The organism is Brevundimonas sp. A19_0, assembly GCF_017744255.1.
GTDB lineage: Bacteria > Pseudomonadota > Alphaproteobacteria > Caulobacterales > Caulobacteraceae > Brevundimonas.
Genome location: NZ_JAGHQP010000001.1, coordinates 194,831 through 206,751, shown reverse-complemented (window position 1 = coordinate 206,751; position 11,921 = coordinate 194,831). Strand labels below are relative to the sequence as shown.

The window sequence follows — 11,921 nt, the reverse complement described above, 5'->3', positions numbered from 1 at the left end:
GGTTCATCGCCCCTTCCGAGGCATACGCTGATGCTGAACACCCCCTTTTCCCCCTGGCCCAGCTTCAGCCCCGACGAGGTCCGGGCCGTCGCCGATGTGCTGGCCTCCAACCGCGTCAACTACTGGACCGGCGACCGGGGCCGCACCTTCGAGAAGCGCTTCGCCGAATGGGCCGGCACCCACCACGCTATCGCGCTGGCAAACGGCACCGTCGCGCTCGATCTCGCGCTGAAGGCGCTGGGCATCGGCCCGGGGGACGAGGTCATCACCACGCCGCGGACCTTCCTCGCCTCTGCCTCCTCGATCGTGACGGCCGGGGCTGTGCCCGTCTTCGCTGACGTCGACCCGGACAGCCAGAACATCACCGCCGACACCATCCGGGCCGTACTGACCGACCGGACCAAGGCGGTCATCTGCGTGCATCTGGGTGGCATGCCCTGCGACATGGACCCGATCATGGCCCTCGCCGAGGAGCGCGGCCTCAAGGTCATCGAGGACTGTGCCCAGGCCCACGGCGCGCGCTACCGCGGCCGCAGCGTCGGCTCGATCGGTCACATCGGGGCCTGGTCCTTCTGTCAGGACAAGATCATGACCACCGGCGGCGAAGGCGGCATGGTCACGACCGACGATCCCGATCTGTGGTCCTTCATGTGGTCCTACAAGGACCACGGCAAGAGCTGGGAGGGCGTCTACGAGCGCCAGCACCCGCCCGGCCCGCGGCTGGTGCACGACAGCTTCGGCACCAACTGGCGCATGATCGAGATGCAGGCCGTCATCGGCCTGATCCAGCTGGAGCGTATGGCCGACTGGACGGCCCGTCGCGGCGCCATCGCGGCCCGCCTGAACGACGCGCTGTCCCGCCATGCGGTGGTGCGCGTGCCCCCGGTGCCCAACCATGTCGATCACGGCTGGTACCGCGTCTATGGCTTCGTCGTGCCCGGGAATCTGGCCGAGGGCTGGACCCGCGACCGCATCGTCGAGGAGATCAATGTCGCCGGTGGCTTCTGCATGCACGGCTCGGCGTCCGAGGTCTATCTGGAGCGGGCCTTCGACGGCACCGGCTGGCGGCCGGCCGAACGTCTGCCGGTCGCCCGGCAGCTGGGCGAGACCAGTCTGTGCTTCCTCTGCCATCCGACCCTGACCGATGCCGAGGTCGAGGTCATGGCCGGCGCCATATCGGACGTGCTTGCCCGGGCAACCCGTCAGGCCTGACGTCGCGCCTCGTCCTCGCGGTCGATCTCGGCCAGCGACGCCCCCTTTGTCTCGCGCATCATCAGGGCGGCGATCAGGCTGACCGCGGCGGCGCCCACGATGTACCAGGCGATCGGCACCCAGCTGTCGGTCTCGCGCAGCAGGAAGGTGCCGATCATCGGCGCCCAGGACCCCGCGAAGATGGCCGTCACCTGATAACCCAGCGACACCCCGGAATAGCGCATCCGCGTGGGGAACATCTCGGTCATGATGGCGGGCTGGGCGGCATACATCATGCCGTGCACGATCAGGCCCAGCACGATGGCCAGCAGGATGGTCGCGGTCTGGCCGGTGTCGAACAGCGGAAAGGCCACGAACGGCCACAGCAGCGACAGCCCGGCGCCGCCGACATAGACCGGCTTGCGCCCCAGCCGGTCGGCCAGCCGCCCGATGATCGGGATCACCACCACATGGGCGATGTGGGCCAGGAACAGCAGGGCCAGGATCCGCGTGGTGTTGACCTCGCGGTGGTGCAGATAGGTGATCGAGAAGGTAACCACCATATAATACAGGATGTTCTCGCCGAACCGCAGGCCCATGGCGGTCAGCAGGCCGCGCGGGTTGTTCCGGAACACCTCGGTCAGGCCGTGGCGGGTCTCGGGCTCGGCCTCGACCTTCTCCTGCGCCGCCTTGAAGATCGGCGAGTCCGACACCTGGGTGCGGATGTAGTAGCCTATGGCGATGATCACGACCGACAGCCAGAAGCCGACCCGCCAGCCCCAGGCGGTAAAGGCCTCCTCGCTCAGGGTCGCCGACAGCGCCAGAATCACGACCGTGGCCAGCAGATTGCCGATCGGCACGGCGGCCTGCGGAAAGCTGCCCCAGAAAGCCCGCGACCGGTTCGGACTATGCTCTGTGACCAGCAGCACGGCCCCGCCCCATTCCCCGCCCAGGGCAAAGCCCTGAATGAAGCGCAGCAGCACCAGCAGGGCCGGCGCCCAGTAGCCGATGCTGGCGAACCCCGGCAGGCACCCCATCAGGAAGGTCGAAACTCCGATCAGGACCAGGCTGAACTGCAACAGCGACTTGCGCCCGATCCGGTCCCCGACATGGCCGAACACCACCCCGCCCAGCGGCCGGGCGATGAAGCCCACGGCATAGGTGGCAAAGGCGGCGATGATGCCGTCCAGCTCATTGCCGGTCTGGGGAAAAAACAGCTCGCCGAACACCAGGGTGGCGACGGTCGCATAGAGGAAGAACTCGTACCATTCGACCACGGTCCCGGCCATGGAGGCCCCGACCACCTTGCGTAGATAGGGCAGGTCGGCGGTCTGTTCGTGCTTCATCATGTCCTCCCGGTCAGGGTGCCTTTGTGGGGCAGGGCAGGGGCGGACTCAAGCACCGCCCCGCCGTCAGCTGCGCTGGATCAGGCGCTTCACGTCCTGGGCCCGGGACAGGTCGCAGACCAGCACGGCATCCGGCTCGACGATGACCGCCAGTCCCGAGACTCCCAGCGTCGCGACCGTCACCCCGTCCGGTGCCCGCACCCAGCATCCCGCGCTGTCATGGGCCAGATGGGGCGTGCCCTCGCCCTGGCTGACCGCGGCCACAGCATCCCAGGCGCCCAGGTCGGACCAGGCCAGCGACAGCGGCAGGACCGAGGCCTGCGCCGTCTTTTCCATCACCGCATAGTCGAACGACAGCCGCGGCGCCGACAGGAAGCCGTCGCCCAGCGGCCCGCCTTCGGCCGGCACGGCCCCCTCCACCGCGCGCCAGATATCCGGGGCGTGGTCCAGAATCTCGGCCTTCAGTGTCCGCGCCGTGGCGATGAAGGCGCCGCTGTTCCACAGGCAGCCCTCCATGATCAGCTGCTGCGCCTGCACGGTATCGGGCTTCTCGATGAAGGTGGCGACGGGCGAGAGGCCCTGGCCCTCCGCGCGGATATAGCCATAGGCCGAGGACGGCTGGGTTGGGGCGACCCCGAGTGTCACGATGCGCCCGTCGTCCGCGGCATCGGCCGCCGTGAGCAGCGCCTGACGGTATCCGGCCTCGTCGGGAATGTGGTGGTCCGAGGCCAGGATCATCACCCGTCCGTCGCGGTCCTGCGCCTCGACCCAGGCGGCGGCGGCGGCGACAGCCGGCCCTGAATCCCGGCCTTCCGGCTCCAGCAGCACGGTGGCCTCGGCACCCAGCGCCGCCAGCTGTTCGGCGATCAGCGGCGCGTGGCCCTCGCCGCCGACGACCAGCAATCGACCGCCATCCTCCACCAGCGGCAGCACCCGCCGCACCGCCAGCTGGAACAGCGACAGCGACCCCGTCAGGTCCAGAAACGGCTTGGGACGGTCCGGCCGCGACGCGGGCCACAGGCGCGTCCCCGCGCCTCCGCACAGGATGACGGGATAGTTCCGGCCTGACGTCACGCGGGCCGACCCTTGACCAGATCGTCGACCACGCCGGGATCGGCCAGGGTCGAGGTGTCACCCAGCGAGCCCAGCTCATTCTCGGCGATCTTGCGCAGGATACGGCGCATGATCTTGCCAGAGCGCGTCTTGGGCAGGCCCGGGGCCCACTGGATGACATCCGGCGCGGCGATCGGCCCGATCTCGGCCCGGACGTGTTTGACCAGGTCGGCCCTCAGCGCCTCGGTCGGCTCCACGCCCGCCGTCAGCGTCACATAGGCCCAGATGCCTTGGCCCTTGATGTCGTGGGGATAGCCGACCACGGCGGCCTCGGCGACGGCCGGATGCAGCACCAGCGCGCTCTCGATCTCGGCGGTCCCCATCCGGTGACCCGACACGTTCAGCACATCGTCGACCCGACCGGTAATCCAGTAATAGCCGTCCTCGTCCCGGCGGCATCCGTCCCCGGTGAAATAGCGGCCGGGATAGGTCGCGAAATAGGTGTCGAAGAACCGCTGATGGTCGCCGTATACCCCGCGCATCTGGCCCGGCCAGCTGTCGGTGATGCAGAGATTGCCCTCGGTCGCCCCGGTCAGCTCCTGGCCCTCGGCGTCCACCACCTGCAACGAAATGCCGGGCAGGGGCTTGGTTGCCGACCCGGGCTTCAGGTCCGTCGCGCCGGGCAGGGGGGTGATCAGATGCCCTCCGGTTTCGGTCTGCCACCAGGTGTCGACGATCGGGCAGCGACCGTCGCCGACCACCTCATGATACCACCGCCAGGCCTCGGGATTGATCGGCTCGCCCACCGTCCCCAGCAGTCTCAACGACGCGCGCGAGGTCGCCTTCACCGGCCCGTCGCCCTCCCGCATCAGGGCGCGCAGCGCCGTCGGCGCCGTGTAGAAGATCTCGACCCGGTGCTTGTCGACCACCTGCCAGAAGCGGCTGGCGTCCGGATAGTTGGGGACGCCTTCGAACATCACCGTGGTCGCCGCATTGGCCAGCGGGCCGTAGACCAGATAGCTGTGTCCGGTGACCCAGCCGACATCGGCCGTGCACCAGAACACCTGACCGGGGCGGTAGTCGAACGTCAGCTCATGGGTCCAGGCCGCCCACAGCAGATAGCCGCCGGTGGTGTGCATCACCCCCTTCGGCTTGCCGGTCGAGCCCGAGGTATAGAGGATGAACAGCGGGTCCTCGGCGCCCATCGGCTCGGGCATGCATTCGGTGCTGGCGGCCGCAGCCTCGGGGCCATAGTCGACGTCGCGCCCGTCGATCCAGTCGATGTCTGCGCCCGTGCGCCGCACGACCAGCACATGGCGCACGCTGACCTTTTCCAGCGCCGCATCGACATTGGCCTTCAGCGGAATGGTCTTGCCGCCGCGCAGCCCTTCGTCGGCGGTGATGACGAAGTCCGACCCGCAGTCCTCGATCCGCCCGGCCAGACTGTCGGGCGAGAAGCCGCCGAACACGACGGAATGGATCGCCCCGATCCGCGTGCAGGCCAGCATGGCATAGGCGGCCTCCGGGATCATCGGCATGTACAGCGTCACCCGGTCGCCGCGCTTCACCCCGTAGGTCTTCAGCAAATTGGCCATGCGACAGACCGCGCTGTGCAGTTCGCCATAGGTGATGGCCGCGCTCTCGGCCGGGTCATCGCCTTCCCAGATGATGGCGACGTCGTCGCGCCGCTCGGGCAGGTGCCGGTCGATACAGTTGACCGAGACGTTCAGGACGCCGTCCTCGAACCAGCGGATATGGAAGTCGTCCTTGTTGAAGCTGACGTCCTTGATCCGGTTCGGGAAGGACATCCATTCCAGCCGCCCGGCCACCCCGCGCCAGAATCCGTCCGGGTCCGTTTCCGCCGCCTTGCACGCGTTCTCATAGCGCGCCCGGTTCACATGGGCCGTGCGGGCCCATTCCTCGGGGACGGGATAGATCGCCGGTTCGTGCATGCATCACCTCTCACTGAGGGGGCATCCAACAGCATGCGGCCGCCTGTTTCCAGCACCGGCGGAAAATCCCGGTGTGATCAGCGTCGGGCGGCGGCGCTTCCGCCCCGGGCGAGGGCCTCGACTTCCTCGAGCGAGGTCATGGCGTTGTCGCCCGGCGTGGTCATTGCCAGGGCCCCGTGGGCGTGGCCCAGCGCCAGGGCCTCTTCCAGCGGGCGCCCGTCCATCAGGCCAAAAGCCAGACCCGAGACGAAGCCGTCGCCGCCGCCGACCCGGTCCAGAATATCGACCGGCACGGGGTCCAGCCTGACCAGCTTGCCGTCGGCCCAGGCCGCCGCGCCCCAGCGGTTCATCGAGGCGGTGACCGGGTCACGCATCGGCCCGGCCAGCAGGCGCAGGTTCGGCAGCTCTTTGGCCAGCCGTTCCGCCGCCGCCGCCATCGGGCGGGGGTCACAGGCGTCGCTCCGGATCTCGGGGGTCTCGATGCCGAGGCATGAGGCCAGGCTGTATTCGTCACCGATCAGCACATCGACCTGTTCGGCGATGGCGCGGTTGGTGCGCCGGGCCGCGTCCGGGTCCGGATGGGCCGCCCACAGGCTGGCGCGATAGTTCAGGTCATAGCTGACCACGGTGCCGTGGCGCCGGGCGGCCGTGACCGCCGCCAGCGCCGTCTCGGCGGTCGTCGCGGACAGGGCCGAGAAGATTCCGCCCGTGTGGAACCAGCGCACCCCCTCGATCCCGAACAGATGGTCCCAGTCGACATCTTCGGGCGCAAGCGTCGAGGTCGCCGAATGCGCCCGGTCCGATACGCCCAGCGCGCCGCGCGGCCCGAAGCCCCGCTCGGTGAAGTTCAGCCCGACCCGGTTCTCGCGTCCGACCGGATCGCCCGCGCGCCAGACGATGTGCGAATCCGACACGCCACCCGTCTGGATCAGCTCATGGACCAGTGCCCCCAGATCGCTGCGGGGCAGGGCGGTCACCACCGCTGTCCGCTGGCCGAAGGTCCGCGCCAGACCGCGCGCGACATTGTATTCGCCGCCGCCTTCCCACACCTGGAACTGGCGGGCGGTGCGGATACGCCCCTCGCCGGGATCCAGTCGGAGCATGACCTCGCCCAGGGCAACGGCGTCCCAGCGGACACCGTCCCGCGACTTCAGATGGGGCAACAGGGTCATTTCATGAGCGAAGGCAGCCACAGTGACAGTGCCGGGATAAAGGTCACCAGCATCAGCACAATCACACAGGCGAAGTAGAAGGGCCAGATCGACCGCAGCGATTGCGTCATCGGAATCCTCGCGATGGCACTGCCCACGAACAGCACCGATCCGACCGGCGGCGTGATCAGGCCGATGCCGCAGCTCAGCAGCAGGATCACGCCGAACTGGACCGGGTCGACCCCGAACGCCTTGGCCACCGGCAGGAAGATCGGCGTGACGATGATGATCAGCGGCGCCATATCCATGAAGGTGCCTAGGAACAGCAGGCAGCCGATGATCATCAGCATGATGATGACCGGGTTGTCGGTCAGGCCGCTCAGCACCTCGATCATGGTGCTGGGCACCTGCAGGAAGGCCATCAGCCAGCCGAACGCCCCCGCACAGCCGATGATGAACAGCACCGCGCCCGAGGTGCGGGCCGCCCCTATGCAGGCCTGCTTGAAGGCCGCCCAGCGCATGTGGCGATAGACCAGACCGGTGACGACGATGGCATAGACCACGGCGATCGAGGCACTCTCGACGGCGGTGAAGATGCCGGCCCGGATGCCGCCGAAGATGATCACCACCAGCAGCAGGCCCGGGATGGCCGCGATCAGCCGCGTCAGCACCGTGCCGAAGCCCGGGAAGGTCTCGGCCGCATAGCCCCGCCGGCGCGCGACCCAGTAGGCGGTGACCATCAGGGCGACGGCCAGCATCAGGGCTGGGACGATGCCGCCGGCGAACAGGTCAGAGATCGACACCCCGCCCCCGGCCGAGGCCGAATACAGGATCATGTTGTGCGAGGGCGGGACCAGCAGGGCGACCAGCGCCGCCGAAATGGTGACATTGACCGCATAGTCGCTTTCATAGCCGCGCTTCTGCATCTGCGGGATCATGGTGCCACCGATGGCCGAGACGTCGGCGATGGCCGATCCCGACACGCCGCCGAACAGGGTCGAGCCGACCACCGTCACCTGGCCCAGACCGCCGCGCACATGGCCGACCAGCGACGAGGCCAGCGCGATCATCCGGTCGGAGAGCCCTCCCTTCATCATCAGCTCGCCGGTGAAGATGAACAGCGGAATGGCCAGCAGGGCGACCGAGGCCATGTCCGACCCCATCTGCTGGAACACCACGATCGGCGGCAGCGCCAGATAGAGCACGGTCGCGAGCGTTGCCCCCATCAGACAGAAGGCGACGGGGACACCCAGAACCAGCAACAGGGCCAGAACCCCGAACAGGATGATGAATTCCATGTTCAGTCCTCCCGGACCGGCTTGGGTGCGCCGGTGAACAGGCGCTCCAGCGCAAAGATCAGGATCAGCACGCCGCCCAGCGCCAGACCCAGGAATTTCAGGCCCGAGGGCAGCGGGGCGCCGGCCAGCGGCACGGTCCAGTCATCCAGCATCAGATAGCCGCCCATGGTCGCCAGCCCGAGGCCGGTCGCCGCCGCGATCAGCCGCGACAGGGTCGCGAGGCCCGCGCGGATCGGTCCCGGCATGGCATGGGCCAGGGTCTGGAAGGCGAAGTGGGTCTCGAAGCGCACGCCCACGGCGGCGCCGAACATAACCGCCACGCTCATCAGGATCAGCGCCACCGGCTCGGTCCAGCCGGGCGAGTCATTCAGCACATAGCGGGCAAAGACCTGCCACGCCTGGATCAGCGCCATGGCCAGCAGGGCGGCTCCCGCCAGTCCCAGAACGATGCGGGACAGATGGTCCAGCAGGCCCTTTCGGGGCGCGTCGGATGATGTCATCGGTTCCTCCCCGGAGCCGTCGGATGTGGGGCCGTTCAGCCGGCCGCTGTGATCTGTTCGTAGAGCGACGCCAGGCCGGCGCCGCGGGTGTATTTCGCGTTCACCGGCTCAACAGCGCGGGCAAAGGCCTCGGTATCGACGGCATTGACCTGGGTCCCGGCCTCAATGACCGCGGCGCGCGCCTCGGCCTCGCGCCGGTCCCACTCGACCCGCATCAGCGGCACCGACCGGCGCGCCACATCGCGCACCAGATCCCGGTCCCCCGGCGCCAGGGCATCCATCGACGCCTTGGAGATCAGCAGGGCGTCCGGCGAATACAGGTGCTTCGTATCGCTCCAGTAGCGCGCCACCTCATACTGGCGGCTGGACTGATAGCTGGGCCAATTGTTCTCGGCGCCGTCAATCAGATGGGTCTGCAGCGACGAGAAGACCGCCCCGAACGTCAGCGGCGTCGGATTGGCCCCCATAGCCCGCACCGTGTCGAGGAAGATGTCGGACTGCGGCGCCCGGATCTTCAGGCCCTTCAGGTCGCCCGGCTCGAATACGGGGCGGCGCACATTGTACAGGCTGCGCGGCGCCGCATCGTAATAGGCCAGGCCCACCAGCCCGCGATCCTCGAACACATTCAGCAGGCGGGTGCCGATCTCGCCATCGACCACGGCCCGCATGTGCTCGACCGAACGAAACACATAGGGCAGGCACAGCAGGCTGGTCTCGGGAAAGGCGTTGTTCAGCGCCGCTGCCGCCACCCGGCAGATGTCGATGGCCTGATAGCGGGCGAGGCCGATCGAATCGTCCTCATTGCCCAGCTGCCCGGACGGGAAGGTGCGGATGCCCAGGCGTCCGTCGGTCAGACGCTCCAGCTCCTCGCCCATCCACTTGACCGCCGTGACGGTCGGATAGTCGGCCGGATGCACATCGGCGGCGTGCAACAGGCGGGTCCCGCCGGTCGTGGCGCGCCCCCCGCAGCCGGACAGGGCTACAGCCCCCGCGCCCGCCAGTCCGCCCGTCAGAAGTCGTCTGCGTGTGGGGATCATCCGGCACCTCCTTCGGCACGGACCGCGCGACAGGCGATGATGCCATGCGGTCCGAAATCGGCCTCGGCCGACTGTCCGGCGATGATCCGGTGGACTCCGGTCGCCGCTCCGGTCGAAATCCACTGGCCCGCCTCTGGCCTGAGGCCGCGACGGTGCAGCGCATTCAGCAGAAAGGCCAGAGAGTCGAACGGCCCGCCGGGAATACTGGTCGTGCCTCCGGTGCCGACCGTCTGTCCGTCGATCCGCATCTCGCAGACCAGATCGGCGAGCGCACCGGGCTGTCCCGCCCAGTCGCGCTCGATCTCGGCGCCCAGGATCAGCCCGGCATTGTTGCCGAAGTCCGAGGCCGTGACCGCCGGGCCATGGTCATTGATGCCGGGGAACGGGCTGCCGGCGATCTCGACGCCGACGCGCACCTGGCTGACCAGACGGGTCGCCTCGGCCGGGGTCCAGCCGTCGCGAAGGGTCGGCGTCTCGGCCATCAGCAGAAGATACTCGGCCTCGACCGCGCCAAAGCCGCCCTCAATGAGCGGGAAGTCGACCACACCCCCGGCCGCCTGAACATTGGCGGCAAAGATCGGTCCGGCCAGTCGCCCGGCGCCAAACCGGGCATCCAGCGGCGGCGGGATGCGGCCCAGCTTCCAGCCCGCGATTGCGTCAGGCACCAGCGCGATGGCTGCATCCTGAATGGCATAGGCGGCGTCCAGACCCTCGGGCTGCTCGCCCGGATAGGTCGGCAGGGCGCGGCCCGAACGGCGCGCCTCGACAAAGGCCCGCGCGATCATCCGTCCCTGTTCCGACAGCGGCGGCGCCACCGGCATGGCAGAGGCCGTCATGACGTCGACTCGGGCGAGAGACGCAGGCAAGTCACTGAATTATATAGGTACACGCGCACGCGACCTCCCGTTTTCTTTTGACATTGCGCAGGAAGGAAACCGGTGTCAATTTGAATCGGGACAAAGGGCGTCACGACGGACCGGGGGTTCGTGCAAAGATGACTCCCGAACCGGGAAGGAAGCCGATGAACCGTCGCCAGTCTCTGATCACCGCCTGCCTCGGCCTGCTCGCCGTCGTGACAATCGGCCTGTCCGGCCCGGCCCCGGCGCGGGCCCAGGATGCCGGCCCGGCCTTCCCCGGCGCCCTCGGCTGGGCTTCCGCCACGCCCGGCGGACGGGGTGGCCAGATCATCCGCGTGACCAACCTCAACAAGGAAGGTCCGGGCTCGCTCCGGGCGGCGATCGAGGCCGAGGGCCCGCGCATCGTCGTCTTCGAGGTCGGCGGCGTGATCGACCTGGAGATGCAGACTCTGCGTCTCCGCAATCCCTTCATCACCATCGCCGGCCAGACGGCCCCCTCGCCGGGCATCACCCTGATCCGCGGCGGCATCGACATCAGCGCCCATGATGTGATCGTCCAGCACATCCGCATCCGGCCCGGCTCGGCCGGACAGGGCTGGATGAGCGGCTGGGACGAGGACGGCATCTCGACCGTCGGCGCATACAACGTCATCATCGACCATTGCAGCCTGACCTGGGCGACCGACGAAAACCTCTCGGCCTCGGGCCCGCGCTTCACCGGGTCGACGCCCGAAGAATGGCGCGCCGGCACCAGCCACAACATCACCTTCTCGAACAATATTGTGGGCGAGAGCCTGGCCTATTCCAGCCACTCCAAGGGTGAGCACTCCAAGGGCTCGCTGATCCACGACAATGTCACCGGCCTGCTGATCGTCGGCAACCTCTATGCCCACAACTATGAGCGCAGCCCGCTGTTCAAGGGCGGGGTGCACGGCATCATCCTCAACAACCTGATCTACAATCCCGGCCCGCGCGCCATCCACTACAACCTCGCACCCGAGGAGTGGGGGGATGTGCCGTTCGAGGTCGGCAAGATGACCGCCATCGGCAACGTCCTGCGCGCCGGGCCGTCCACGCCGACCGACCACATGGCCTTCCTGATGATCGGCGGTGCCGGTGATCTCGAATACTACGGCCGCGACAACATTGCCGTGGACCAGGTCGGCGAACCGCTGCGCATGTTCGGCCGCTACACCACCTCACCCGCCCGCATCATCGAGGTCTCGCGTCCGCCGGTCTGGTGGGACGGGCTTAACCCGATCCCTGCCGTCGACGTCCAGCGCGCCATCCTGTCGAGCGCCGGCGCCCGCCCGTGGGATCGCGACATGCGCGACGTCCTGCTGATCGCCGAGGTGGCCGAGGGCCGGGGCGAGATCATCGACAACGAAAGCCAGGTCGGCGGCTATCCCGAGGTCACCGAGCCAACCCGCAAGCCGTTCAACCCGGACGACTGGAACCTGCACGACATGACGCCGAAGCGTGACGACGTGCTGGACCGGCCTGCCCGTCGTCGCGGTACCTGAGCCCGCCCGACAG

10 protein-coding genes are annotated in these 11,921 nt (G+C 68.2%); 2 read left to right on the top strand and 8 right to left on the bottom strand.

Features of this window, described 5'->3' with window-relative positions; genetic code table 11:
• Positions 1 to 30: 30 nt before the first annotated feature.
• Entirely contained in the window at positions 31 to 1,212 is a 1,182-nt protein-coding gene (locus tag J7346_RS01030; RefSeq protein WP_209116876.1) for a DegT/DnrJ/EryC1/StrS aminotransferase family protein, read from the top strand.
• On the opposite strand, the gene J7346_RS01025 is transcribed toward J7346_RS01030, so the two are convergent.
• The 8 genes from J7346_RS01025 to J7346_RS00990 form a co-directional block, all read right to left on the bottom strand.
• Complete coding sequence (locus J7346_RS01025; RefSeq protein ID WP_245157535.1) at positions 1,203 to 2,540, bottom strand: MFS transporter; 1,338 nt, start codon at positions 2,538 to 2,540, stop codon at positions 1,203 to 1,205. The genes J7346_RS01030 and J7346_RS01025 overlap by 10 nt on opposite strands.
• Before the next feature lie 63 nt (positions 2,541 to 2,603).
• On the bottom strand, positions 2,604 to 3,611 hold the full coding sequence (locus J7346_RS01020) for a sugar phosphate nucleotidyltransferase (protein WP_209116874.1): 1,008 nt from the start codon (positions 3,609 to 3,611) through the stop codon (positions 2,604 to 2,606).
• A complete protein-coding gene (gene acs, locus J7346_RS01015) occupies positions 3,608 to 5,542 on the bottom strand; it encodes an acetate--CoA ligase (RefSeq protein ID WP_209116872.1) in 1,935 nt (644 codons plus the stop codon). Before acs ends, J7346_RS01020 begins: the two co-directional genes overlap by 4 nt.
• A gap of 77 nt (positions 5,543 to 5,619) precedes the next feature.
• Positions 5,620 to 6,714: a sugar kinase gene (locus tag J7346_RS01010; RefSeq protein ID WP_209116870.1), complete on the bottom strand. Its 1,095-nt coding sequence runs from the start codon at positions 6,712 to 6,714 to the stop codon at positions 5,620 to 5,622.
• Entirely contained in the window at positions 6,711 to 7,991 is a 1,281-nt protein-coding gene (locus J7346_RS01005) for a TRAP transporter large permease (RefSeq protein ID WP_209116868.1), read from the bottom strand. Before J7346_RS01005 ends, J7346_RS01010 begins: the two co-directional genes overlap by 4 nt.
• Positions 7,992 to 7,993: 2 nt before the next feature.
• The gene (locus J7346_RS01000) at positions 7,994 to 8,491 is read right to left on the bottom strand and encodes a TRAP transporter small permease (protein ID WP_209116866.1); all 498 of its coding nucleotides are present in this window, start codon (positions 8,489 to 8,491) and stop codon (positions 7,994 to 7,996) included.
• Positions 8,492 to 8,526: 35 nt separating this feature from the next.
• Complete coding sequence (locus tag J7346_RS00995) at positions 8,527 to 9,528, bottom strand: TRAP transporter substrate-binding protein (protein ID WP_209116864.1); 1,002 nt, start codon at positions 9,526 to 9,528, stop codon at positions 8,527 to 8,529.
• Positions 9,525 to 10,364 (bottom strand): 2-keto-4-pentenoate hydratase, encoded by an 840-nt coding sequence (locus tag J7346_RS00990; RefSeq protein WP_209116862.1) that lies wholly within the window; start codon positions 10,362 to 10,364, stop codon positions 9,525 to 9,527. The genes J7346_RS00995 and J7346_RS00990 overlap by 4 nt, the downstream gene beginning before the upstream one ends.
• Before the next feature lie 185 nt (positions 10,365 to 10,549).
• On the opposite strand from J7346_RS00990, the gene J7346_RS00985 reads away from it, so the two are divergent.
• Complete coding sequence (locus J7346_RS00985) at positions 10,550 to 11,908, top strand: pectate lyase (RefSeq protein ID WP_209116860.1); 1,359 nt, start codon at positions 10,550 to 10,552, stop codon at positions 11,906 to 11,908.
• The last annotated feature ends 13 nt before the right edge of the window (positions 11,909 to 11,921 follow it).

What these genes read in the sequence shown, in the direction of transcription:
- J7346_RS01030 (WP_209116876.1), top strand. Translation starts at nt 31, where the DNA reads ATGCTGAACACCCCCTTTTCCCCCTGGCCCAGCTTCAGCCCCGACGAG.
- J7346_RS01025 (WP_245157535.1), bottom strand. Translation starts at nt 2,540, where the DNA reads ATGATGAAGCACGAACAGACCGCCGACCTGCCCTATCTACGCAAGGTG.
- acs (WP_209116872.1), bottom strand. Translation starts at nt 5,542, where the DNA reads ATGCACGAACCGGCGATCTATCCCGTCCCCGAGGAATGGGCCCGCACG.
- J7346_RS01010 (WP_209116870.1), bottom strand. Translation starts at nt 6,714, where the DNA reads ATGACCCTGTTGCCCCATCTGAAGTCGCGGGACGGTGTCCGCTGGGAC.
- J7346_RS01005 (WP_209116868.1), bottom strand. Translation starts at nt 7,991, where the DNA reads ATGGAATTCATCATCCTGTTCGGGGTTCTGGCCCTGTTGCTGGTTCTG.
- J7346_RS01000 (WP_209116866.1), bottom strand. Translation starts at nt 8,491, where the DNA reads ATGACATCATCCGACGCGCCCCGAAAGGGCCTGCTGGACCATCTGTCC.
- J7346_RS00995 (WP_209116864.1), bottom strand. Translation starts at nt 9,528, where the DNA reads ATGATCCCCACACGCAGACGACTTCTGACGGGCGGACTGGCGGGCGCG.
- J7346_RS00990 (WP_209116862.1), bottom strand. Translation starts at nt 10,364, where the DNA reads ATGACGGCCTCTGCCATGCCGGTGGCGCCGCCGCTGTCGGAACAGGGA.
- J7346_RS00985 (WP_209116860.1), top strand. Translation starts at nt 10,550, where the DNA reads ATGAACCGTCGCCAGTCTCTGATCACCGCCTGCCTCGGCCTGCTCGCC.